This window comes from Nocardioides sp. 616, assembly GCF_002930065.1.
GTDB lineage: Bacteria > Actinomycetota > Actinomycetes > Propionibacteriales > Nocardioidaceae > Nocardioides > Nocardioides houyundeii.
Window position 1 is genome coordinate 675,952 of sequence record NZ_POAG01000017.1, and the last position, 23,959, is coordinate 699,910.

Consider the following 23,959-nt stretch of genomic DNA (forward strand, 5'->3'; position numbering starts at 1 on the left):
CGCCCCGTCCCAGAGGGGTGACTATCCTGCTCAGGTGACCTCGACCTACACGCTGCGCAGCGCCAGCCCGGCCAAGACCCGAACCGACGCCGTGGTGGTCGGCGTCCTGAAGACGGACAAGGGCCCGGTGCTGGCCGAGGGCGGCGAGGACGTCACGGCCGCCTTCGGACGCAAGCTGCGTCCGATGCTGGCCAGTCTCGGGGTCAGCGGCAAGAGCGGCGAGAGCGTCAAGATCCCCACCGCCGGCACGCTGAACGCTCCGCTGCTGGTGCTGGTCGGTCTCGGCACCGAGACCGACGTGGTCTCGGTGCGCCGGGCGGCCGGCGTGGCGGCCCGGAGCGTGCCGAACGCCTCCTCGCTGGCGCTCGCTCTGCCTGCCGGGGACGCCTCGCTGGTCGCCGCAGCGCTGCAGGGCTACCTGCTGGGCGGCTACTCCTTCACCCGCTACAAGAAGGACGCCAAGGACGACCGTCCCGCCGAGGTGGTCCTGCTCTCCCCGGTCGCGCGGGACGCGGCCGCGATCACGGCGTTCGAGGAGGCGCAGGTGGTCGCCGCTGCCGTCGCCGCCACCCGCGACTGGGTCAACGAGCCTCCGGGCAACCTGACCCCGCCCCTGTTCGCCGACGCCGTGACGGTCGCCCACAAGGCCGCGACCAAGGGCCGCGGTGCCCCCAAGATCGCCCTGCAGGTCTTCGAGGAGGACCAGCTCGCCGAGCTGGGCTGCGGCGGGATCCTCGGCGTAGGCCGCGGCTCGGACGCGCCGCCGCGGCTGGTCAGGCTGGAGTACGCCCCCGAGGCCGCCAGCACCCACCTGGCCCTGGTCGGCAAGGGCATCACCTTCGACTCGGGCGGGCTGACCATCAAGCCCGGGAGCTCGATGACCACCATGAAGTCCGACATGGCCGGCGCCGCCGCCGTGCTCCAGGCGACGTTCGCGATCGCGGCGCTGGGTCTGCCGATCAAGGTCACGGCCTGGGCCCCGATGGCCGAGAACATGGTCTCCGGTGACGCGGCGCGGCCCGGCGACGTGCTGACGATCAGGGGCGGCACGACCGTCGAGGTCCTCAACACCGACGCCGAGGGACGACTGGTGCTCGCCGACGCCCTCGCCATGGCGGTCGAGGAGCAGCCCGACCTCGTCGTCGACGTCGCCACCCTCACCGGCGCGATGGTGATGGCGCTGGGAGAGAAGGTCTGCGGCGTCGTCGGCACCGACGACGTCGTCGCCCAGGTCATCGCCGCCGGCACCCGCGCCGGGGAGGCGCACTGGGCCATGCCGATCCCGGAGGAGATGAGCGAGCGGATCCGGAGCAGCAAGATCGCCGACCTCGCGCAGCACGACTGGGTCCGCTGGGGCGGGGGGCTGTACGCCGCCGCGTTCCTGCGCGAGTTCACCGCGGGCCTGCCCTGGGCGCACCTCGACATCGCCGGGCCGTCCTTCAACTCCGGCGGTCCGTTCGGGGACTGGACCTCGGGCGGCACCGGGTTCGCGGTGACCACCCTGGTGGACCTGGCCCGCGACCTCGCGGCCGCACCTGGTTCCGGGGTCCAGGACTCCTCGACCGGCTCGGGAGACTAGCCCCGGCCCCGCTGCTTCTCCCGCGCGATGTAGTCCCGCATCCGTTGCGGGATCCCGACCACCGCCGCGTCGTAGGACGGCACCCGGTGGTGGTTGCAGAACGAGTGCGCCCACTTGACCGAGGGGACTCGTCGCCGGGTCCACTCCCCGTCGTGCGCGACGAGCAGCAGGGTCACGTCGCTGACCGCGGTGCGCGGCTCCACGAATCCCTCCACGCCGCGCCTCGCCGCGACCCACTCGTTGAGGTGACGAGTGTCGGCGCTGTCCGAGGAGCGCACCGTCGTAGAGCCGGTGCGGCCGGTGGCCTTGCCAGGCCGACGTACCCCGGCACCTCCACCACGTCGAAGACGATCGAACAATCCCATGCCGCCATTGTGACGGGTGACGCGTCACTTGTGGCGCGTATCCGGTGATGGACACCGAGGGCAGAAGTGCAAAGATGGGGCGGGACCAGCAGTGACGGCGTCCCGACGCCGACGCCTAGCACCGGAGGTAGGGATACGTGGCCGCGGCCGAATTCGACGTTCTCGTCCTCGGGGCGGGATCCGGCGGATACTCCTGCGCGCTGCGCGCGGCCCAGCTCGGGCTGAGCGTCGGCCTGGTCGAGAAGGACCTGCTCGGCGGCACCTGCCTGCACGTGGGCTGCATCCCCACCAAGGCCCTGCTGCACTCCGCCGAGGTCGCCGACTCCGCCCGGGACGGCGCCCGGTTCGGGGTGCGGACCACCTTCGAGGGCATCGACATGACCGCGGTGAACGCCTACAAGGACGGCGTCGTGCGGCGGCTGCACAAGGGCTTGACCGGACTCGTCGCCAGCCGCGACATCACCGTGATCCAGGGCGAGGGCCGGATGACCGGACCGCGTGAGGTCACCGTCGACGGAACGACGTACTCCGGGCGACACCTCGTCCTGGCCTCCGGGTCTTACTCGCGGTCGCTGCCCGGACTAGACGTCGACGGGGACCGGGTCATCAGCTCCGAGCACGCGCTGGCACTGGACCGGGTCCCGACCTCGGTCATCGTGCTGGGCGGCGGCGTGATCGGGTGCGAGTTCGCCAGTGTCTGGCGCAGCTTCGGCGCCGAGGTGACCATCCTGGAGGCCCTCCCCCGACTCCTGGCCGCCGAGGACGCCTCGTCGTCCGCAGCGCTGGAGCGGGCCTTCCGCAAGCGCGGGATCGGCTTCCGTACCGGCACCCCGTTCCAGAGCGTCAAGACCACCGACCAGGGGGTGTCCGTCACCGTCGAGGGTGGTGAGGTCCTGGAGGCCGAGCTGCTGCTGGTCGCCGTGGGACGCGGTCCCGCCACCGAAGGGCTGGGCTGTGCCGAGCAGGGCGTGGCCATGGAACGCGGCTTCGTGACCACCGACGACCGGTGCCGCACCAGCCTCGAGGGCGTGTTCGCGGTCGGCGACATCGTGCCCGGCCTGCAGCTGGCGCACCGGGGCTTCGCCCAGGGCATCTTCGTCGCCGAGGAGATCGCCGGGCTGGACCCGGCCCCCATCGACGAGACCGGGATCCCCCGCGTCACCTACAGCCACCCTGAGGTCGCCTCGTGCGGTCTCGACGAGGACGCGGCGAACGAGAGGTTCGGCGCCGACCAGATCACCACGGTGACCTACGACCTGGGGGGCAACGGCAAGAGCCAGATCCTGGGCACCCAGGGCTTCGTGAAGCTCGTGGCGCGCAAGGACGGCCCCGTCGTGGGCATCCACCTGGTCGGGGACCGCGTGGGCGAGCTCATCGGCGAGGCGCAGCTGATCTACAACTGGGAGGGCCACGCTGCCGACCTGGCGCCCCTCCTGCATGCCCACCCCACCCAGAACGAGGCGATCGGCGAGGCTCACCTGGCTCTCGCCGGCAAGCCCCTGCACGCCCACTCCTGACCCAACTACCCGCTCACCACGAGACGACAGGAATCCCATGGCCTCCGAAGTCACCCTCCCCGCACTCGGCGAATCCGTCACCGAAGGCACCGTCACCCGCTGGCTCAAGCAGGTCGGCGACGCCGTCGCCGTCGACGAGCCCCTCCTCGAGGTCTCCACCGACAAGGTCGACACCGAGATCCCCTCCCCCGTGGCCGGCACGCTGCTGGAGATCCGGGCCGCCGAGGACGACACCGTCGAGGTGGGTGCTGTGCTCGCCGTCGTGGGCGAGGAGGGCGAGGGCGCAGGTGGCCAGGAGGAGTCGACGCCTGCCGAGGAGCCCGCAGCAGAGCAGGCCCCCGCGCAGCAGGAGGAGCCCCAGCAGGAAGAGGCCCCTGCTGAGCAGGAGGAGGCCGCTCCCGCCGAGCAGGCCCCTGCCGCGCAGGAGTCCTCGTCCCAGGGTGGGGACAGCACCGCAGTGGTCCTGCCCGCGCTGGGCGAGTCGGTCACCGAGGGCACCGTGACGCGCTGGCTCAAGCAGGTCGGCGACGACGTCGCGGTCGACGAGCCCCTGCTCGAGGTCTCCACCGACAAGGTCGACACCGAGATCCCCTCCCCCGTGGCCGGAACCCTGCTTGAGGTCAAGGTCGCCGAGGACGAGACCGTCGAGGTGGGCGCCGAGCTCGCGATCATCGGCTCGGGTGCTCCGACGCAGTCCGCTCCGGCCGAGTCCGCTCCCGCCGAGTCCGCTCCCGCCGAGTCCGCTCCCGCCGAGTCCGCTCCGGCCGAGGAGCCGGCGGCCCCGGCCGAGCAGCAGCCCGTCGCCGAGCAGGAGGCCCCGGCGACCCAGCAGACCGAGGCACCGGCTCGCCAGGAGCAGCCCGCGCAGCAGGCCGCACCGGCACAGACCGAGCAGGCGCCGAGCCAGCCCGACTCTGCCCCGGCACCGGCCGGTCGCAACGACGACCAGAGCACCTACGTGACGCCGCTGGTCCGCAAGATGGCGGCCGAGCACGGCGTGGACCTGTCCACGGTGACCGGCACCGGGGTGGGCGGTCGGATCCGCAAGCAGGACGTCCTCGACGCAGCCGCGCCGAAGGCCGCTCCGGCCGCAGCCGCGGCGCCGGAGTCCGCCCCGGCGGCCTCCCAGCAGGCGCCGGCTGCCTCACCGCTGCGTGGCCGCACCGAGCCGCTCACCCGTCTGCGCAAGGTGATCGCCCAGCGGATGGTGGAGTCGCTGCAGGTCAGCGCCCAGCTCACCACGGTGGTGGAGGTCGACGTCACGGCGATCTCGCGGCTGCGCGACTCGGTCAAGGCCGACTTCGCCGCCCGCGAGGGGGTCAAGCTCTCCTTCCTCCCGTTCTTCGCCAAGGCGGCCATCGACGCGCTCAAGGCGCACCCGAGCCTCAATGCGACGATCGACACCGAGAAGGGTGAGGTGACCTACTTCGACAAGGAGAACCTCGCGATCGCGGTGGACACCGAGAAGGGCCTGCTCACTCCGGTGATCAAGGATGCCGGCGACCTGTCGATCGCCGGACTGGCCCGCAAGATCGGCGACGTGGCGGACCGGACCCGCAACAACAAGATCACCCCGGACGAGCTGTCGGGCGGCACGTTCACGCTGACGAACACCGGCAGCCGGGGCGCGCTCTTCGACACCCCGATCATCAACCAGCCGCAGGTGGCGATCCTCGGCACCGGGACCGTCGTCAAGCGGCCAGTGGTGATCGACGACGCCAACCTGGGCGAGACGATCGCGGTGCGCCAGATGATGTTCCTGGCGCTGACCTACGACCACCGCCTGGTCGACGGTGCCGACGCCGCGCGCTTCCTCACCGAGGTCAAGGACCGGTTGGAGTCCGGCCACTTCGACGTCTGAGCAGGACCCGGGTCGCTGGGTCTCCTCTCACTCGAGGAGATCCAGCGACTCGCCCAGCGCGCGGCTGAGGCCCAGGACATGGCTGCGCCCAAGGTGGAAGCTGTCCCAGTAGACGACCCGGCCGGCAACCACCGCAGGACACGTCTGCTCCGTGCAGATCCAGCTCGTCGGGTCCACGTGCTCGGCGCCGTGCTCGGTGGCGGTGGCGGCCTCGGCCTCGTTGTGCTCGGAGATGACCGCCCGGCTCCGAGGCACCGCGCATCGCCCCAGCTGCGCGCTGTTGGCCGGCAGGCAGACGCCTGCGTCCACCCCGGGGTACGGCGTGTCCCCCAGGACCACCACCCGGCTCTCGTCGCCGATCTCGTCGATGGATGAGGCGAGTCCCTGCTGCCAGATCTCGTCCCGCTCCGCATCCAGACGCCAGCCGTTGCCCGGGGCGGCGCGGCCGAGCTCCACCTGCTCGCCGTCCACCACGAACGACGAGCCGCGCACCGCCCCGCTCATCACCACCAGCTCCGGATCCACCTCGCGGATCATCTCCACCGCTGCGTCGTTGAACTCGGTGCACTCGGTGTAGGGGCGGTCCTCCGCGGGCAGCCACGGGGTCAGTCCGAGCAGCGGCGGGCACCCGTACTTCACCATCACCCGCAGGCTTCGGCCGGTCTGTGCCGCGATCTGGGTCAGCGCCGGCATCCACTGTGCCGCGTGGGAGTCACCCCACAGCACGATCTCCTCGGTCGCCTCCGGGTCGCCCACCACGCAGGGAGACTCGAGCTCCGTCGCGGCGTAGGGCGCGACGCACCGCTGCTCCGCAGGCTGGAGGGTGCCGAGCGTGGCGATCCAGGGCAGCGGGGGGTCGAGGTCGGCCGGGACCTGCGCCGTCTCTACTGCAGCGGAGACGTCCTCCACCACCCGCTCCCCGGTGGGCAGGTCGCTCAGCGAGACCGGGGTCTCCACCGCCGTGATCGGCGTGGGCTCGCCCTTGTCGTCGTTGCCGTCCTCCGAGCACGCCTGCAGCGTCCCCAGCAACGCAAGTGCGAGCAGGGCAGCGCCGACCCGATTCCTCATGCTCGGACCCTACCCATGCCCAGCCACCTGCAAGGCTGTGTCCATGCGCATCGTCATCGCCGGGGCGTCCGGGTTCCTCGGCACGAACCTGGTGCGGCACCTGCGCGGCCACGGCCACCACGTGACCACCCTGGTACGCCGCGAGCCCGGCACGGGTGAGCTCCGCTGGGACCCCTACGGCGGCGCCCTCGACCCCGCCACCCTCGAGGGCGCGCACGTGGTGGTGAACCTCGCCGGCTCCCCCACCGCTGGCAACCCGCACTCGGCCACCTGGCGCCGGGAGCTGCGGGAGAGCCGGGTACGGACCACCCAGGTGCTGGCGGAGGCCATCGCCTGCGTGGAGCGCCCGCCCGCCTTCCTGGCCGGCAACGGCATCTCGATCTACGGCGACCACGGTGCCGACCCGGTCACCGAGGCCAGTGACTCCCGTGGCGATGCCCTGCTGACCCAGGTCACCCGGGTGTGGGAGGAGGCAGCGGCCCCGGCGTCCGCCGCCGGCGCGCGGGTCTGCATCCTGCGGACCGCCCCGGTGATGGACCGGCGCTCTCCCCCGCTCAAGCAGCTGCTGCCTCTCTTCCGGGCGGGGCTCGGGGCTCGCCTGGGACGCGGCGACCAGTACTTCCCGCTGGTCTCGCTGCGCGACTGGCTCGGCTCGGTGTCCTTCCTGGCCGAGTCCCGCGACGTCTCCGGCGCCTTCAACATCTGCTGCCCCAGCACGCCCACCAACCGCGCGTTCACCCGGGCGCTGGCCGACTCCGTCAACCGGCCCACGTTCCTCGCCGTGCCGGCTCGGCTCGTCTCGCTCGCCGCCGGAGCCATGGCCCCGGAGGTGCTGGGCTCGGTCAACGCCAAGCCCGAGGGGCTGGAGCGGGCCGGCTACGACTTCGAGGACCTCGACGTGGCCGACGTGCTCGCTGCCGGGCTCTCAGCCCGGCCCTGAGCTGCCCTCCCCCGAGTCCCTGGACGGCAGGTCTCGCACCTCGACGACCAGCCAGCGCTCCCCGAGCCGACGAAGCTCGACGCGACGGCGAGACGGCCGGTCACGCGGGAGATCGGTACGGATCTCCTCTCCCACCGCCTGTGCTGCGGCGACCCGGTCCACCACGTCCAGCACCAGCCGGTCGGACCCCTGACGCACCGGTCCCAGCTCGAGCACCTGGGTCGTCAGGCCGGTCACCACGAGTCCCCGGTCGACGTACCGCTCGAGCATGCGCGCGTCCCTGCGTCCGGTTCGGGAGCCGGGGACGTAGAGCTTGCGCAGTCCCGGCACGTCGCCGTGCGCCCAGGCCCGAGCCCGCTTGGCGTCCCAGGCAGCCAGCACCTCCAGCGGCGCGCCCGGACCGGGACCGGCCGCGAGGTGCACCGGGTCGGCGCCGCGGCCCGCGCCGGCCCACACCAGGAGGGTGGCCAGCACGCTCGCCGCGGCCAGGGCGGCGAGGGCGGTGGCGATTCGCTGCACGGTCACGGGTGACACTCTGGCGGTTCCCGGCCCTGGCCGTCGTACGTCGTCCACAGCCCCGGCCCCCCGGGGTTAGGGTCGGGTCATGAGCTTCGACCTCCAGGTGGCCGGATTCGGCGCGGGCGCCGTCGAGTACCTGGCGGCCTGGGACCTCCAACGTGAGGTGCACGCTGCCGTGGCGGACGGCGAGCGAGCCGACACCGTGCTGCTGCTGGAGCACCCGCCGGTCTTCACGGCCGGCAAGCGCACCGACCCGCACGAACGCCCCGCGGACCCCGGCGGCGCCGCGGTCATCGACGTCGACCGCGGCGGCAAGATCACCTTCCACGGCCCCGGCCAGCTGGTGGGCTACCCCATCGTCCGGCTGCCCGACCACGTCAAGGTGGTCGACTACGTGCGCCGGGTCGAGGAGGCCCTCATCCAGGTGTGCGCCGACCTCGGCGTCGCCACCGCCCGCATCCCCGGGCGCAGCGGGGTCTGGCTGCGGGCCGACCCGCCCGGTCCTGCTTCCCAGGGGCGTCCCGAGCGCAAGATCGCCGCCCTCGGGATCCGCGTCAGCCGGGGGGTGACGATGCACGGCTTCTCGCTCAACTGCGACGTCGACCTGGGGTGGTACGGCCGGTTCGTGCCGTGCGGGATCGCTGACGCCGGGGTGACCTCGCTGACCGCCGAGCTGGGCCGTCCGGTGAGCGTCACCGACGTGGTCCCGCTGGTCGAGCGCCACCTGCGGACCTACCTCGACTGGGCCGACTACACCCCCACTCCCGACTACGATCCGCGCCCGGAACCGGGACGCACCCCCCGGATCCAGCTGGTGGTCCCGGGCGCCGCTCGCCCGTGAGGCGGCCACTGTGCGTCCCGGCGTACAGTTGGGCCGCGTGACCACCACCGCCGCCGGAAGCGCCTCGTCGAGCAACGTCGCACCCGATGGGCGCAAGCTCCTGCGCCTGGAGATCCGCAACGCCGAGACCCCCATCGAACGCAAGCCGGAGTGGATCAAGACCCGCGCCCGGATGGGCCCGGAGTACACCGCGCTGCAGTCCCTGGTGAAGTCCGAAGGGCTGCACACGGTCTGCCAGGAGGCAGCCTGCCCCAACATCTTCGAGTGCTGGGAGGACCGCGAGGCCACGTTCCTCATCGGCGGCGACCAGTGCACGCGACGCTGCGACTTCTGCCAGATCGACACCGGCAAGCCGCAGCCGCTGGACCGCGACGAGCCCCGACGGGTCGCGGAGTCGGTGCAGAAGATGGAGCTGCGCTACGCCACCATCACCGGCGTCGCCCGCGACGACCTCCCCGACGGGGGCGCGTGGCTGTACGCCGAGACCGTGCGCGCGATCCACGACCTCAACCCCGGGACGGGCGTGGAGAACCTCATCCCCGACTTCAACGGCAAGCCCGACCTGCTCACCGAGGTGTTCGAGTCCCGGCCCGAGGTGCTCGCCCACAACGTCGAGACCGTGCCGCGGATCTTCAAGCGGATCCGCCCGGCGTTCCGCTACGACCGCTCCCTCGACGTGATCACCCAGGCCCGTGACTTCGGCCTGGTGACCAAGTCCAACCTGATCCTGGGCATGGGCGAGACCCGCGAGGAGGTCTCCCAGGCGCTGCGCGACCTGCACGAGGCGGGTTGCGAGCTGATCACGATCACCCAGTACCTCCGCCCGTCCGCACGCCACCACCCGGTCGAGCGCTGGGTCAAGCCCCAGGAGTTCGTCGAGCTCAAGAACGAGGCCGACGAGATCGGCTTCTCCGGCGTGCTGTCCGGGCCCCTGGTGCGTTCGTCCTACCGCGCCGGCCGCCTGTACCGTCAGGCCATGGACGCCCGTGCGTCCGTCCAGACCGCATAAGCCTCTCCCCGACCGACCCCCAGCAGCCGGCTGTTCGCCGGCCCAGGCAGCAAAGGCATCACATGTCGACCCCCGCCCCGGAGAACCTCAGCCGTCGTCAGCAGTTCGTGCGGTCCTACCAGATGGCCAAGCGCACCGACCCGCGCCTCGGCCTCTACATCCTCGGCGCCGCACTGCTCGCAGGAGTGCTCGGCTTCGTCCTGATCTCCCTGCTGCCCGGTGACGGCCTGATCTCGACCATCTTCGCGGTGGTCGGGGCGCTACTGCTCGCCGTGCTGGCCGGACTGATCGTCTTCGGCCGACGCGCACAGAACGCGGCGTACGCACAGATGGAGGGCCAGCCGGGCGCGGCGGCTGCCGCCTTGGGCATGCTGCGCCGCGGCTGGAAGGTCGACCCGGTGGTGGCGTTCACCAAGCAGCAGGAAGTCGTGCACCGGGTGGTCGGGCCTCCCGGCATCGTCCTGGTCGGCGAGGGTCCCAGCCCGGCCCGACTCAAGGCCCTGATGGCGAGCGAGCGGCGCAAGCACGAGCGCGTCGTCTCCGAGGCTCCCATCCACGAGGTGGTCTGCGGACGGGGCGAGGGACAGGTCCCCTTGACCAAGCTGGTCAAGCACGTCACCAAGCTGGGCCGTCAGGTCAAGCCGGCCGAGATCACCGACATCCTCAACCGCCTCAAGGCGCTGGACGCCAACAGGTCAAACGTCCCGCTTCCCAAGGGTCCCGTGCCCTCCAGCATGAAGGGCATGCGAGGCAACCTGCGCGGCCGCTGAGAGGCGACCGCGCAGGCCCGCGTCAGCTCTGCGGACTGGGCGTCTCGGGCATCGTGGGCATCTCGGGCATCTCGGTGACCTGGTCAGCCGGCGGCGCCTCGATCTCGACGTCCTTGCCCCAGTCGCTCAGCGTCATCGTCATCGTGCCCGCCGTGTCCCCCATGTCCATGGTGGTGCGGGTGAAGCGGCCCTCGTCGTCGAACCAGATGTCGTACTCGATCTCCTCGGGCAGCCCGGTGTCCTCGGGGACGTCATCCTCGCCGGAGAGGGTCTCCTCGAGCAGCGCGGCGGAGTCGATGATGACCGTGTAGCGGTCGAGCTCCTCGCCGTCGACATCCTCCTCACCCACGTAGGTGACGGACGTGATCGACTTCTCCATCGTGCGCAACGCCGCAGTGGGGTCGAGCTGCTCGGACATGTCCTGGCCGAGGATGCCGTTGTCCTCGCCCTTCAGGTCCATCTTGAAGTACTTGCCGCCGGAGAGCTCGCCCATCTGCACGTACATGACGCCGTCGACCATGACGACCTTGATCTCCTCGTCGCCGGCCATCTCGTTGGTCATGGTGAGCGTGCTCGAGGGCGGCTCGCTGGCGTAGTCCACGTCACCCTCCATGCTCGTGGCCATCTGACCCTCGCTGGTCATGGTCACGTGCGCGGTGGTCGCGTTCTCCAGGGAATCGCTCAAGGTGTCCATGAACTCGCTGGTCTCCACCTGCTCGCCCGCCTTCACCCCCGGGTCAGCCGCCTTGTCGGAGCCGGATGAGTCGCTGCCGCACGCAGCCACCGAGGTCAGGGCCACGGGGAGCACGAGTGCCGCTGCGGCACGGCGCAGGGTGGTCTTTCGACGCATGGGGTCAACCTTTCGAGAGGAGAGCAGATCCCCCGAGCCTACTGGCCGCCCTTACGCAGGGAGTCGAGCGTGAGGACCGCGGACCCCACGGCCATGTCGTGCAGCCCGCGCCCGTCCGGCCGAAAGACCAGCGGCGGGATCACCAGCGCGACCAGCACCTGGCGGTACAACGCGCGCGGCAGGCTCAGCGGCCGGTATCCGCCCTCCACCCGCAGGACTCGCAGCCGGGTGGCGAGCTGCCCGAAGGAGCCGCCGGCGAAGGCGACGAGCAGTGACGACTCGAGCACGAAGACCCCCAGCGTGTACCACCCGGCCGCCGGGTCCTCGGCCCAGCCGCGGTAGCCCAGGAAGAGCATCACGACGAGGATGGAGGCGAACCAGTCGACGAGCAGAGCCACGATGCGCTGTCCCCAGGAGGCGGTCTCGATCACGCTGTTCAGGCTATCCGGGGCTGCCTGGGCGCCCATCAGCCGACCCAAGTGTTACGTGCCCGAAACAATCGGGATACCGTCTAGAAATCGGGCGTGCATAGTTTGCACCCTGCCGGTGCAGCGCCGCACCGGCAAGCTCCAACCCCTGACTTTGCCGGTCCCGCCCCCGTGGTGCGACCAAGGAGGACGAATGTTCGCAAACAGCGACGAACTGCTGAAGTACCTCAAGGACGAGCGCGTCGAGATGGTCGACGTCAGGTTCTGTGACCTGCCGGGCGTGATGCAGCACTTCACGGTGCCCGTGTCCTCCTTCGACCAGTCGGTGTTCGACGACGGACTCGGCTTCGACGGGTCCTCGATCCGCGGGTTCCAGGCCATCCACGAGTCCGACATGCAGCTCTTCCCGGACCCGACCACGGCCTACATCGACCCCTTCCGGGTCGCCAAGACCCTGGTCGTCAACTTCTTCATCCACGACCCGCTCACCGGCGAGGCCTACTCGCGCGACCCGCGCAACATCGCCCGCAAGGCGATGGCGTACCTGGCGAGCACCGGCATCGGCGACACGGCGTACTTCGCCCCCGAGGCCGAGTTCTACGTCTTCGACAACGTGCGCTTCGAGACCTCCGCGAACGCCGGTTTCTACCACATCGACTCCGCGGCGGGCGCCTGGAACAGCGGCTCCGAGGACAACAACCGCGGCTACAAGGTCAAGTACAAGGGCGGGTACTTCCCGGTCGCGCCGTACGACCACTTCGGCGAGCTGCGCGACGAGATGGTCATCGAGATGGAGCGCGCCGGCCTCCACGTCGAGCGTGCCCACCACGAGGTCGGCACCGCCGGCCAGGCCGAGATCAACTACAAGTTCGACGAGCTACTCAAGGCCGCCGACGACGTGATGAAGTTCAAGTACATCGTCAAGAACGTGGCGTGGCGCAACAACAAGACCGCGACCTTCATGCCGAAGCCGATCTTCGGTGACAACGGTTCGGGCATGCACTGCCACCAGTCCATCTGGAACGAGGGCGAGCCGCTCTTCTACGACGAGACCGGCTACGGCGGGCTCTCGGACATGGCCCGCTACTACATCGGCGGCATCCTCAAGCACGCCCCGTCGCTGCTGGCCTTCACCAACCCGACGGTGAACTCCTACCACCGCCTGGTGCCGGGCTTCGAGGCCCCGATCAGCCTGGTCTACAGCCAGCGGAACCGTTCGGCCTGCGTGCGCATCCCGATCACCGGCTCCAACCCGAAGGCCAAGCGCATCGAGTTCCGGTGCCCCGACCCGTCGGCCAACCCCTACCTGGCGTTCTCCGGCCTGCTCCTGGCCGGGCTCGACGGCATCAAGAACAAGATCGAGCCGCCGGCCCCGGTCGACAAGGACATCTACGAGCTGCCGCCGGACGAGATGGCCGAGATCGCCCAGGTCCCCACCTCGCTGGACGCCGTGCTCAACAACCTCGAGCGCGACCACGAGTTCCTGACGGTCGGCAACGTGTTCACGCCCGACCTGATCGAGACCTGGATCGACTACAAGCGCAAGAACGAGATCCTGCCCGTGCAGCTGCGCCCGCACCCGCACGAGTTCGAGCTGTACTACGACATCTAATCCAGGCCCCCCAAGGGTCCCTGGAACGACCACGAACAACCGCAATAAACAGCCTCTGACCTGCACAAACGCCGTCCGCCGACCTTTCGGTCGGTGGGCGGCGTTTGCCGTTGTTAGCCACTCGGCTGTTACAAATTTGCGACATATTCGGGATCGGGTGCGGGCCCGGTCGGCGGGACCGAGCGGGGGCCAACACCCCAGGGCGGTCGCGGTCTCTTCGGGTCGAGTCCGGCAAGTTCGGACGGGTCGGCTGATCGCTCACCTGCTCGCGGTCGACCTAGGTGCTCACAGAGACCGTGACCACCCACGCCACCGGGAGGGCCCCGATGCCCGCGAACCCCACCCGATCCGGGACAGCACCGCACCCCTTCGGCTCGCGTCGCCACGCCCCTCCGGGCCAGTCCCCCATCCTGGTCGACGAGCGGGCGCTGTGGGACATCGACGACGTGGCGCGCTTCCTGAGGGTCACCAAGCAGACCATCTACTCTTGGCGCAGCACCGGCTATGGGCCCGCCGACTTCCGGGTCGGCAAGCACCTGCGCTGGCGAGCGGCCACGGTCATCCAGTGGACGCTGTCTCTCGAAGCGGCCCAATGACCCAAGGCCAGGCACCCTGGCCGACACGACCCCGGTCTCGGTGCCCCCGAGCCGTCATTGACGCTCGATGTGCGCTCACCACCTTGTGTCGGGCAAAGCGGGGCGACGATGGCCAGCATTAGTCCCGGTAAGCCGGCGGCCGCGTTCGCCGACACCGTCGAAGCAGACAAACTGCGCGGCACCTACCTCGACGTCGACGCCGGGAAGGTCACCTTCGGCGTCTACTCCCAGGACTGGCTGGAGAACCGCACCTTCAGCCGACTCACCCACGAGGCCACCGAGCTGCGGCTTCGCCTGCACGTCTGGCCCGCGCTCGGACACCTCTGGCTGCGCCACATCAGGCCCTCGACGATCCAGAAGATGATGCGGTCCATGGACCTGGCGGAGACCTACCGTCGGGTGATCTTCTCCAACGTCTCGGCCATCCTGTCCGCGGCGGTCGACGACGACCTGATCGCCAAAAACCCGTGCCGGGCCAGCTCCGTCACCAAGCCGTCCACCTCACGACGCAAGGTCGTGCCGTGGCCGGCGGACTGGGTCATCTCGATGCACGAGGCCATTCCGACCAAGTACGCACTCGCGGTCACGCTCGCGTCGGGCCTCGGACTGCGCCAGGGCGAAGTCTTCGGTCTGGCGGTCGAGGACATCGACTTCCTCCGTGGGAACGTCGCGGTCCGACGTCAGGTCAAGGTCTTCAACGGCAACAAACTCGCGCTCGGGGCTCCCAAAGGACAGAAGACCCGAACCGTCCCGCTCCCCCACAGCGTCGCACGCGAACTCAACTCCCACCTCGCCCGGTTCCCACCGCAGAAGGTGACCCTGCCCTGGGACGTGCCCGACGCCCAGGAGACCGTCACCACCGCCCTGCTGCTCACCACCCGGGAGCGCAAGGCGCTGAACCGCAACTACTTCAACACCAGCGTCTGGAAACCCGCCCAGATACGAGTCGATATCCCGCTCGCCCGCGAGAACGGGATGCACGCCCTGCGGCACTGGTACGCCTCGGTCTTCCTCGACGCCGGCGAATCCATCCGCGCCGTCTCGGAGTATCTCGGACACAGCGACCCCGGTTTCACCCTTAGGACCTACACCCATCTCATGCCCGCCAGTGCAAAACGGACCCGCGACGCCATCGACCAAGCGTTGACGAGCGAAGTACCCAGCCCTGTCCGACATCTGCACCTGGCGTGACGACCCCGTGAAGCGCACGTCGTGCACCCGCCTCGGCGTTCGAGTGGTGCTGGCATCGACCACAGCGCAGCAGGCCGGGCCTGCGTTTCGGGGAGCCCGGCCCTGCCCGCGTCGTGCGACATCGCTGGGTCAGGCGAGCGGAAATTGAACCTGCGACCCCTTGCTCCGTTGCGCAGCGGCGACCGCGTTTGACCCAATCAGCCCATCATGCCTCTGACCTGGGGAAACAGTGTCCTTGAACATGCTGTCCTTTGTTCACCAGTGCTCGCATCGGCCCCCATTTGGCCGAATATATGGTGAATAAGTGGTGCACTGCTGCGGGCCATCCGAAGATCTTCCTGTGCCCTCTTGTGGTCCCGAGTCGCACTCGGCAGGCTATGCGCGATGTACTCACCCCTCATCACCCAGATTCACCCCGAGTGTCACGGCATCTACGGCGCCCGCAGGATCCATGCCGAGCTCACCATCGGCTGCGGCATTCTGGTCGGCCACGGGCAGGTCGAGCCGTTGATGCAGCGCGCGGGCCTGCAGGGCCTCAGCTGGAGGAAGAAGTAGCGACGGATCAAGCCGGAGACCATCGCCACCGACCTCGTCGAGCGCCACTTCAACCGCGACGGCCCGAACCATCTGTGGGTCACCGACATCACGGAGCACCCGACCCCTTGGATTCCAGGCCCGTGAAGGGAAGGTCTACTGCTGCGTCGTCCTGGACACCTACTCACGCCGGGTCGTCGGCTGGTCGATCGACGCATCGCCGACCGCAGCGTTGGTCACGAACGCGCTCGGGATGGCCATCGACAGCCGGCTGGGCACCGGGCGAACCCGGGGACCATCATCCACTCGGACCAGGGCGTTCAATTCGGGCCTTCACCCGCCGGGCGAAGGAATCCGGGCTGCTCGCGTCGATGGGCAGCATCGGCGACTGCTACGACAACTCCATGATCGAGAGCTTCTGGTCACGGATGCAGGTCGGGCTGCTCGACCGGAAGAAGTGGAATACACGCATCGAGCTGAGCAACGCGATGTTCGAGTACCTCGAGATCTGGCCCAACCGGCGACGTCGTCACAGCCAGCTCGGATGGCTCACGCCGATAGAGTTCGAATGCAACCGCATCACCGTGGCATGAGAATCCCAGGAATCTCGACTACGCGGAACCCGGAGCACACCAGTCCCAACCGCCGACGTCGCCAGCGCGCCCTGGGCAAGCTCACGCCCGCCGAGTTTGGGATGATCTACGCGACCGCAGAAGCGGCCTGATTACTGCAAACCCGAGTGTCAACCAGACCGGGGACAGTCCCGCGTTCCTCATTCTTGACGAGTGCCTTCAGAGCCCACTAGCGTCGCCTGCGGCCTTAGGAGGCGTGACTTTGCGGTACTCCTGGAGGGTTCTGGAATGGACTCGGAAGGGGAATCCTTGACACGCCGCAAGTGGTCGCAATCTGTTCTGCAAACACCCCCAAAGTGCGACCATTTTGCTCACGACCAGCGGAATGGTCCGCAAATTGTCCGCGGCCGCCGCTGGGGGTACAGATGACGACCCCCGCTCCACGTGCGTTGCACGTGTGCGACCTGGACGGGACCTTGCTGCGATCCGATGGCTCGTTGAGTCCGGGCACACGAGACACGTTGAACCACCTGCTCGATCGTGGACTCCTCCTGACCGTCGCGAGTGCAAGAAGTGCCGTCGCGATGCGGTTCCTCCTCGACGGCTTAGACATCCGGCTACCGGTGATCGAACTCAACGGTGCAGCGATCACCGACCTTCGGTCCGGTCGGCGGTCGGACACCCAGACCCTGTCACCTGACGCCGCCCGAACAGCCATCTCAGTGCTAGAGGCAGCGGGCGGCGGTACACCTATCGTCACTGGCTGGGACCACGAGACCGACCTGGTCCACTATGGCGCACCGCTGAACCGCGCCGCCTCTTGGTATGTCGCCGAAAAGCGGGAGTACGGCGATCCGCGGCTCCGTGCCTGCAGCGATCTCTCTGCCGTCCCCGGTCGGTCGCAGGTGGCTACTGTGGTGGGTTTTGTCTCAGACGATCGCAGCGCCGACGTCGCAAGCGCGCTCACCACCGGCCTGGGTCCCGGTGCGTCCGTGAGCTGCGCGAGCAACTTCTACGTCCCCGGTTGGTCCGAAGTGGCGGTTGCGCATCCCTGCGCGGAGAAGGGGCTCGCGGTGCGTCGCTTACGTGAACTGGCGGGCCTATCGGATGCCCGTATCACCGTCTACGGGGACCACCTGAACGACCTGACGATGTTTGCCGTCGCCGATCGCAGCGTCGCTCCTAGCAACGCCCACCCAGACGTCCTTCGTCGAGCGGACCTCGTCATCGGTCATAACGACGACGACTCCGTGGCGGGTCACCTCGCGCTCCAGGAACGAGGCTTCTCCAAGGGTGTGTCATGTTTGTCGTGATCGAAGGTTGATGCACTACCGGTCGCCGGTCGGGGTGCCGTAGCCGTCGGGGAAGACGTGGCCCAGGTGGGAGCCGCAGTTCGCGCACCGCACCTCAACCTCCTTTCGACGGGGCGGCGCGAACAGTCGTGCGAGTGCTCTGTCGCAGGTCCGCGGCACCCTGACCGCCGCAGCGGCCGCCGACTACGACTCCGAGTCGCTGCTGCTGAGCGACTCCGAGTACGACGCCGGCATCACGAAGATCGAGCAGGCTCTACGCGAGCACCGAACTCTTCCGCTTGAGATCATCGGCAATGTCAACATCTTCGGGCGCTCCGCACGCGGCTAGGACCCGCCGCTCCCGATCCACTGGTTGGTGGTCATCCGGTCAGCGGGGTTCGACTGCTTCTTCGCCCGGTAACGGTCGAGCATCTTCTGCTCCCGCCGCGCACTCGCGGTCGCCTCTCGCGCCTCCGCCAGAGCGTCTGCTTTCGGACGTGCAGTGGCCCGCCATCGGAAGAGTCTCACGGCGCCATCTTACGGTGGTTCCCCGTCATCACTACGGTCCCTTCTCGGGCAGCGGCCGGACGCCGCGTTCCTAAGTAGCCCTCGAACTTCAACGACGGGAATCCGTGCGGGCCGCGTCGCTGGGTGTGAGCGCGAACATGTCGGCGAGCAGCTCGTGGGAGCGCATGCGGTCGGCTGGATCGGCGATGAGGTTCTGGATCATCAACTCGTCTGCACCGCTCTCCTCGACCATCTGCTCCAGGGTCGCGCGGACGTCGTCGGGGCCACCGGCGACGAACCGCGGCCACTGACCCTCGGTGATGCTGGTCGGCTCCGTCTGCTGGGTCGGGGTGAGCTCACGGGCGGCCTCGTCGGCCGAGGGGATCGTGGCCCCGCCGCCCATCCGGCCCAACCGGGCGTAGAAGCCCTTGGCCGAGCCCACCAGTCGCTCACCGTCGGCCGCTCTCTCTCCGACGGTGACGTTGACCGCGAGGATCGCGCGCGGCGACTCCAGGCCGAAGCCCTGAGGGCGGAACGACTCGCGGTAGTGGCGCAGGGCCGGGGCAGCCCCGGGCGGGTTGATGAATCCTGCAAACGTGTAGCCGATACCGAGCCCGGCCGCCAGGCTGGAACCGTTCGGGCTCGATCCCAGCAACCACGTCTGCGGGAGATGCGGCACCGTGGGCATCAGAGGATTCCCGGCGAATGCGTGGCCCTCAGGGAACGTCCCATACAGCCAGGACAGCGTCTCCAGCACCTGCTGCTGGTGGTCCAACCGCAGGCGCTTCTGCCGGTCCTGCTGAAGCGCGAGGTCGATCACCGGGCCGGCCGTGGCGCGTCCCATCCCCAGGTCGACGCGGCCCGGGGCCATCGCCTCGAGCTGCTGGAACAGCTCAGCGACCTTGAACGGGCTGTAGTGGTTCATCAGCACCGCCCCGGAGCCCAACCTGATGCTCGAGGTCTGCACGGCCGCTGCGGCGATCAGCAACTCGGGGTGGTGCGAGGCGCCGGAGCGACTCAGGTGGTGCTCGGCGAACCAGACCCGGTGGAATCCGAGCCGCTCCGCATGCCGCGCGAGCGCCAGCGAGTCAGCCAAGGCGTCGCTCTCGGAGGTACCGGGCGCGACGGTCCCGAGGTCGACGATCGACAGCTTCAAGGTCATGCTCCTTGCAGGCGGGTCTGGTTGACCATGGGGTCGGGACAACGGCGCTGCGAAGTGCTCGCTGTCGTCGGGACGTGCACTCAAACCGAACTACGTCATCCCAGCCTCTCCTATCCGAACTGCCCCACCGGTTTACCGCCGCTGTTCAGCTCAGCGAACTGAACAGCGGCGGCGAACTAGACGTCGTCCGAGAGCCGCCCCGCAGCGTGACTGGCGGCGATGTAGCCGAACACCAGACCTTGGGCAATTGTCGCACCTGGTCCGGGGTAGACCCGACCGAAGGCGTTGCCAACTGCGTTGCCTGTTGCGTACAGGCCCTCGATGACCGATCCGTCTGGGCGCAGCGCGCGGGCGAATTCGTCGGCCTTCACGCCGCCGCAGGTGCCCAGGTCGCCGGGGACCACCTTGACCGCGTAGAACGGCCCTTGGTCGACCGGGCCCAGGCACGGATTCGGCTTGACGGCTGGGTCGCCGTAGTAGCGGTCATAGGCGCTGTCGCCGCGGCCGAAATCGTCATCGTGCCCGGAAGCGCACATGGTGTTGAAGCGTTGGACGCTTTGCGGCAGCGCCGCCATGCCCAACTCTGCGGCCAGCTTCTCCAGCGAGTCGGCCTTCTTGACCACGCCGGCGTCGTACCACTCTTGCGGGAAGGACTGGCGCGGAAATATTGACCCGCCGAACACGTACCGGTTGCGGTAGCGCTGGTCGAAGACCATCCACACCGGCAGGTCCTCACGAAGCATCTCCTTCCCGGCGGTCATGTAGTTGACGGCCTCGTTCATGAAGCGCTCGCCAGCCTGGTTGACGATGATCTGGCCGGGTAGTGAACGCTCGGCCAGCAGCGTGCCGGGCATGGGGCCGGGGATCGGCACCGCCGGGAACCACCATGATTCCTCCATGAAGGCCAGGTCCGCGCCGACCGCCTGCGCCGCGAGGGTGATCGCGTCGCCGGTGTTCGCCGGGTTGCCCAACGCCCAGTCTGTGTCGAGCTTCTCGGACTGGTAGGTGTGCCGCATCGCCTCATTGCGGTCGAAACCGCCCGCTGCGAGAACCACGCCGCGCTTCGCCCGGACGCTGATGTCCTTGCCATCACGGCGAACCACCACGCCGACGACTCGATCATCCTCGACGAGAAGTTCCTTCAGTGGCGAGTCGAGCCACACCGGGATGTTTCGGGCCCGGACCCCGGCGTACAGCCCGGCGGCCAACGCGCCACCACCGGCGATGTACTCGCGGCCGATGGCCAGACCGCCCACGCCCATGCCCAGTAGGCGCGCCGCGACGGCGATGCCGCGCGGGGTCCGGGCGACCAGGTTGAGCCACTTGTAACTGCTGCCGGTCACCGGCATCGGGAACGGCGCTTTCAGAGCGGGTGGACGCAACTTGTCACGGTCGGCCCCCAGCTTGCGGGCGTTGAAGGGCTTCGGCTCCATGGCCCTCCCGACTGCGGATCCGCCGGGGAGCTCTGGGAAGTAGTCGGCGTAGTCAGCCATGTGACCGAACTTCAGCGGCGTCAGGCGGCGCAGGGCATTGACTGCATCGGCGCCATGCGACAGGAACGACTTCCAGCGCGCCTCGGGCGCTTCCCCGCCCGTGACAGCAGCCAGGTACTCAGTCGCCTGGGACATCGAGTCCGGCGCTCCGGCCTCGGCCAGCATGGGGTTGCACGGCACCCAGAAGCCACCGCCCGACAGGGCAGTCGATCCGCCCACATACTCCGACTTCTCCACGAGCAGGACCGACATGCCGGCCTCGGCCGCCGCCAGCGCGGCCAGCATTCCGGTTCCGGTGCCGACGACCACCATGTCGAATAGCTTGTTATCCATCTCACTCCTTTGTCCCCCAATACTTACCACATGGCAGGGTTTCGGTGTCGCGGACTCCCGCGAGACCCACGCGTGGCACAGTCGTGCGAGATACTGGCGAAGTGACGAAGTTGGGGCGCGGGCCATACAAGGTCGGACTGGCGAAGCGGGCGGCGATCCTCGACGCGGCATTGGAGGAGTTCTCGCAAGCGGGTTTCGAGGCCGCCTCACTGCGATCCATCGCCACACGGGTCGGAATCACACACAGCGGCCTGCAGCACCACTTCGCATCCAAGAACGACCTTCTGCTGGGCGTGCTCGTCGCTCAGGAGGAGGCCGATCGCGAGTTCTTCGACGAGGGCGCTCTGCTGGACGTCGACGACCTCGTCAGTGCGTACGCACGCGTCGCCGAACGCCGCCGCTCCACCCCCGCCTGGACCCGGCTGTGGATCAGCCTCAAGCTGAACGTCGCAGCGCAACCCGACCACGTTGCCGCAGACTTCGTCCGACAGCGTGCCGCGGCCTGGGACCAAGAACTGACCGACGTGTTCGACCGGGCGCAGACCGCCGGTCTCATTCCCGCCGACGTCGACTGCGCTGCGGCCGCCCGCGACTTCCTCACCCTCCATGAGGGACTCATGATCCGACAGATGCTCGACCCGAGTACCGACGTGGACAGTCCACTGCGCTGGACGCTAACCCAACTCCGCGCAAGCGACCGGGAATAGTGCGCGACCGCCGAGCAAGCACAAGACTGCTTCCCGGTAGGAAGCACTGCTGGCCGAGTTCCTGCCTGGCAACTGCTCCGGCCAAGCAGACCTAGCGGGCACGGTCACTCGGAAGAAGACCTGGGCTTCGCCCTGCACCCCAGCAACCTTGGCAACGCCGAAACCCCACGGTGATGCTCAGGCGGGCCCCTAACTCACCCGCGAACTGCTCGCCACCGAGCGCCGCTGCGGCGAACTATCCGACTGGCCGAGCTTGCCGGGCCCCTCACCTCGCCCGTCACGTCAGACTCGCTGTCTGTCCTCTACGCGTCGCAGGCCGACGGCTCTGAGCAGCGTTGTGCGCGGCGTTTAGCGGCCGGCACCCTGAGCTGAAGGCGGGGTCTGGTCGGCATGACTTGATCGGAGCTCCAAGCTGGCCGCCAGTCCGTTGCGCACGATCCGCATCGCGCGAGCGACGAGATCGTCGGGCTCCCGATGACGAGACATGGTCATCGCGCCCACGACCATCTCGATGAGGCACGTCCGCGCCCTCCGATGCGAGCAAGTCGCGGGCGGCATCAAGAGGTGCTGGCCGATCAGCACGGGCATCGGGAACGGCTGGGTCTGCCCGAGGCAGAGGAATTTGCTGCGGACCCGGTGGAGTCTCGACACAGGAGCTCCGCCAGTAATTCGATCGGCTTACGACCTAGATGTCGTAGTACTGAAGTTCAGCGAGCCGGAGGACTACGCCGGCCCGGTGCTGGGTCGCTTGTCCTGTGCCGTGCGGCCGGAGCTGGAGTCGGCGCAGCGTGTCCTGCCCCGACGGTGAGCTTCGCGATTGGGGCGGGCGGGGCCGCGGCCGGAAGGTCGACCCGAAGCAGCGCGCCACCGCGTGCCGAGCGGGCCACGGTGGCCCGGCCGCCGTGGGCGTCAACGACCCGCTGCACGATCGACAGCCCCAGACCGGATCCCGGCAACGCCCGCGCGCTGTCGGCACGGTAGAACCGGTCGAATACCCGCGGCACGTCGGCGGCGTCGATGCCCGGCCCGGCGTCGTCGACCTCGAGCACCGCCGACGCGCCCTCGGCACGGAGCCGGACCTGGACAGGCTGGTCCGCGGGGGACCATTTGCCGGCGTTGTCGATGAGGTTGAGCACCGCCCGCTGGAGCGCAGCGGGACGCCCGCTCACCCACACAGAGGTCACGTCGAGCGCGACCTCGATGTCGGGCACGCGGGAACGCGCCCGGGTCGCGCCGGCCACCACCACGTCGGCGAGGTCGAGCAGCTCGGTGCTCTCGTCGCTGACGTCACCGCGCGCCAGGTCGGTCAGCTCGGCGGCAAGGGTGCTCAACTCGGCCACCTGGGCGCCGAGATCGTTGAGCAGCCGGGTCCGGCTCTCCGCCGGCAGTCCGCTGTCCAGGGTGCCGCGCCGATCGAGCCGGATCAGCAGCTCGGCGTTGAGGCGCAGGCTGGTGAGCGGGGTCTTGAGCTCGTGGGCGGCGTCCTCGGCGAGCAACCGCTGGGCCCCCCGCGAGTCCCTGAGCGCGGCGAGCATGTCGTTGATCGACTGGATCAGCCCCCGGATCTCCCCTCCGCCCTCATCCGGGATGTCGGCATCGAGATCACGCGTGTGCGCGACACGTACCGCTGCGGCGGTCAGACGGTCGATCGGTGCCAGCCCGATCCGCGCCACGGTCCGCCCGACAAGGGCGCCGCCGACCACGCAGAGCAGTCCGATCAGCAGCATGCCGAACCCGAACCGGTTGATCGGGCTGTCGTCGGCGGCGCGGGCCACCTGGACCGCGCCGTCGCCCGCCCGCAGCGTGTAGATGACGTAGCCCTCTTCGCTGTCATTCGACTCCATCAGATCGGCCGACGCGCCCTGCGCCACGCGCCCGGCGTGCTCGCTGACCGGGGGCAGCGCGGGTTGGCCGGCCGGCGTCCGGGTCGAGCCGTCGGGCAGGATGACCCGCACCAGGTGGCCGGATCCGGGATACGGCGGTAGTTGCACCTGCGTCAGACCGGCGCGCTCCGCGTTCGTCGCCAGGACGCGGGAGTCGGCGCGTAGCTGATCCGCGGCGGTGTCCTGCAGCTCCCAGTCCATGAGCTCGCTGGCCAACTGGAAGGCCACGAACACGCTGACCGCGATGGCTGTCGCCGCGATCACCGTCAGCCTGGTTCGCAGGGACCGCCGGCGCCACCAGCGGGTCAGCCGGGGCGGTTCCCGGCCGGT

General features: G+C 69.2%; 22 protein-coding genes and 1 pseudogene. 14 read left to right on the plus strand and 9 right to left on the minus strand.

Features of this window, described 5'->3' with window-relative positions:
* Window positions 1-34: 34 nt before the first annotated feature.
* Complete coding sequence (locus C5H89_RS09610; protein WP_240181786.1) at window positions 35-1,579, plus strand: leucyl aminopeptidase; 1,545 nt, start codon at window positions 35-37, stop codon at window positions 1,577-1,579.
* Here C5H89_RS09610 and C5H89_RS09615 read toward each other — a convergent pair.
* Window positions 1,576-1,944 (minus strand): hypothetical protein, encoded by a 369-nt coding sequence (locus C5H89_RS09615; RefSeq protein ID WP_240181787.1) that lies wholly within the window; start codon window positions 1,942-1,944, stop codon window positions 1,576-1,578. The two genes, C5H89_RS09610 and C5H89_RS09615, sit on opposite strands and share 4 nt — an antisense overlap.
* A gap of 137 nt (window positions 1,945-2,081) precedes the next feature.
* Here C5H89_RS09615 and lpdA point away from each other — a divergent pair, with 137 nt between their 5' ends.
* Window positions 2,082-3,461, plus strand: coding sequence for a dihydrolipoyl dehydrogenase (gene lpdA / locus C5H89_RS09620; protein ID WP_104106756.1), 1,380 nt, complete (start codon window positions 2,082-2,084; stop codon window positions 3,459-3,461).
* A gap of 37 nt (window positions 3,462-3,498) precedes the next feature.
* Window positions 3,499-5,322 (plus strand): 2-oxoglutarate dehydrogenase, E2 component, dihydrolipoamide succinyltransferase, encoded by a 1,824-nt coding sequence (gene sucB / locus C5H89_RS09625; RefSeq protein WP_104106757.1) that lies wholly within the window; start codon window positions 3,499-3,501, stop codon window positions 5,320-5,322.
* Window positions 5,323-5,349: 27 nt separating this feature from the next.
* On the opposite strand, the gene C5H89_RS09630 is transcribed toward sucB, so the two are convergent.
* On the minus strand, window positions 5,350-6,390 hold the full coding sequence (locus tag C5H89_RS09630) for an SGNH hydrolase domain-containing protein (RefSeq protein ID WP_162799309.1): 1,041 nt from the start codon (window positions 6,388-6,390) through the stop codon (window positions 5,350-5,352).
* Between the two features lie 43 nt (window positions 6,391-6,433).
* Here C5H89_RS09630 and C5H89_RS09635 point away from each other — a divergent pair, with 43 nt between their 5' ends.
* Complete coding sequence (locus C5H89_RS09635; protein ID WP_162799310.1) at window positions 6,434-7,330, plus strand: TIGR01777 family oxidoreductase; 897 nt, start codon at window positions 6,434-6,436, stop codon at window positions 7,328-7,330.
* Here C5H89_RS09635 and C5H89_RS09640 read toward each other — a convergent pair.
* Window positions 7,316-7,855: a hypothetical protein gene (locus tag C5H89_RS09640; protein ID WP_104106760.1), complete on the minus strand. Its 540-nt coding sequence runs from the start codon at window positions 7,853-7,855 to the stop codon at window positions 7,316-7,318. The two genes, C5H89_RS09635 and C5H89_RS09640, sit on opposite strands and share 15 nt — an antisense overlap.
* Before the next feature lie 79 nt (window positions 7,856-7,934).
* Between C5H89_RS09640 and lipB the strand changes: the two genes are divergently transcribed.
* From lipB to C5H89_RS09655, 3 genes are all read left to right on the plus strand, one after another.
* Window positions 7,935-8,690 carry a lipoyl(octanoyl) transferase LipB gene (lipB, locus tag C5H89_RS09645; RefSeq protein WP_104106761.1) on the plus strand — a complete coding sequence of 252 codons (756 nt, stop codon included), beginning with the start codon at window positions 7,935-7,937 and terminating at the stop codon, window positions 8,688-8,690.
* A gap of 37 nt (window positions 8,691-8,727) precedes the next feature.
* On the plus strand, window positions 8,728-9,699 hold the full coding sequence (gene lipA, locus C5H89_RS09650) for a lipoyl synthase (protein WP_104106874.1): 972 nt from the start codon (window positions 8,728-8,730) through the stop codon (window positions 9,697-9,699).
* Window positions 9,700-9,761: 62 nt separating this feature from the next.
* A complete protein-coding gene (locus C5H89_RS09655) occupies window positions 9,762-10,469 on the plus strand; it encodes a DUF4191 domain-containing protein (RefSeq protein WP_101524784.1) in 708 nt (235 codons plus the stop codon).
* Between the two features lie 22 nt (window positions 10,470-10,491).
* Here C5H89_RS09655 and C5H89_RS09660 read toward each other — a convergent pair whose 3' ends face one another.
* Both C5H89_RS09660 and C5H89_RS09665 read right to left on the minus strand, forming a co-directional pair.
* Entirely contained in the window at window positions 10,492-11,319 is an 828-nt protein-coding gene (locus tag C5H89_RS09660; protein ID WP_104106762.1) for a DUF6612 family protein, read from the minus strand.
* A gap of 38 nt (window positions 11,320-11,357) precedes the next feature.
* A complete protein-coding gene (locus C5H89_RS09665) occupies window positions 11,358-11,750 on the minus strand; it encodes an RDD family protein (protein ID WP_240181788.1) in 393 nt (130 codons plus the stop codon).
* A gap of 190 nt (window positions 11,751-11,940) precedes the next feature.
* Here C5H89_RS09665 and glnA point away from each other — a divergent pair, with 190 nt between their 5' ends.
* From glnA to C5H89_RS09695, 6 genes are all read left to right on the plus strand, one after another.
* Window positions 11,941-13,359, plus strand: a complete 1,419-nt coding sequence (glnA, locus tag C5H89_RS09670) for a type I glutamate--ammonia ligase (RefSeq protein ID WP_104106764.1) — start codon at window positions 11,941-11,943, stop codon at window positions 13,357-13,359.
* A gap of 326 nt (window positions 13,360-13,685) precedes the next feature.
* A complete protein-coding gene (locus C5H89_RS09675) occupies window positions 13,686-13,955 on the plus strand; it encodes a helix-turn-helix domain-containing protein (protein ID WP_104106875.1) in 270 nt (89 codons plus the stop codon).
* Window positions 13,956-14,063: 108 nt separating this feature from the next.
* A complete protein-coding gene (locus C5H89_RS09680) occupies window positions 14,064-15,146 on the plus strand; it encodes a site-specific integrase (RefSeq protein ID WP_104106765.1) in 1,083 nt (360 codons plus the stop codon).
* A gap of 384 nt (window positions 15,147-15,530) precedes the next feature.
* A complete protein-coding gene (locus C5H89_RS09685) occupies window positions 15,531-15,701 on the plus strand; it encodes an IS3 family transposase (protein ID WP_104106766.1) in 171 nt (56 codons plus the stop codon).
* Between the two features lie 350 nt (window positions 15,702-16,051).
* On the plus strand, window positions 16,052-16,273 hold the full coding sequence (locus C5H89_RS09690) for an IS3 family transposase (protein WP_104106767.1): 222 nt from the start codon (window positions 16,052-16,054) through the stop codon (window positions 16,271-16,273).
* Window positions 16,274-16,677: 404 nt separating this feature from the next.
* Window positions 16,678-17,565 (plus strand): HAD family hydrolase, encoded by an 888-nt coding sequence (locus C5H89_RS09695; RefSeq protein ID WP_104106768.1) that lies wholly within the window; start codon window positions 16,678-16,680, stop codon window positions 17,563-17,565.
* A 15-nt stretch (window positions 17,566-17,580) separates the two neighbouring features.
* Here C5H89_RS09695 and C5H89_RS09700 read toward each other — a convergent pair.
* From C5H89_RS09700 to C5H89_RS09710, 3 genes and pseudogenes are all read right to left on the minus strand, one after another.
* A pseudogene (locus tag C5H89_RS09700) lies at window positions 17,581-17,664 on the minus strand (peptide-methionine (R)-S-oxide reductase); the annotation flags it as partial.
* 496 nt (window positions 17,665-18,160) lie between these two features.
* Entirely contained in the window at window positions 18,161-19,207 is a 1,047-nt protein-coding gene (locus C5H89_RS09705; protein WP_104106876.1) for an MsnO8 family LLM class oxidoreductase, read from the minus strand.
* 182 nt (window positions 19,208-19,389) lie between these two features.
* Window positions 19,390-21,039, minus strand: coding sequence for an FAD-binding protein (locus C5H89_RS09710; protein ID WP_104106769.1), 1,650 nt, complete (start codon window positions 21,037-21,039; stop codon window positions 19,390-19,392).
* A gap of 101 nt (window positions 21,040-21,140) precedes the next feature.
* On the opposite strand from C5H89_RS09710, the gene C5H89_RS09715 reads away from it, so the two are divergent.
* Window positions 21,141-21,746 (plus strand): TetR/AcrR family transcriptional regulator, encoded by a 606-nt coding sequence (locus tag C5H89_RS09715; protein WP_162799311.1) that lies wholly within the window; start codon window positions 21,141-21,143, stop codon window positions 21,744-21,746.
* Between the two features lie 707 nt (window positions 21,747-22,453).
* Here C5H89_RS09715 and C5H89_RS09725 read toward each other — a convergent pair.
* Entirely contained in the window at window positions 22,454-23,893 is a 1,440-nt protein-coding gene (locus C5H89_RS09725) for a HAMP domain-containing sensor histidine kinase (RefSeq protein WP_205304944.1), read from the minus strand.
* Window positions 23,894-23,959 lie beyond the last annotated feature (66 nt).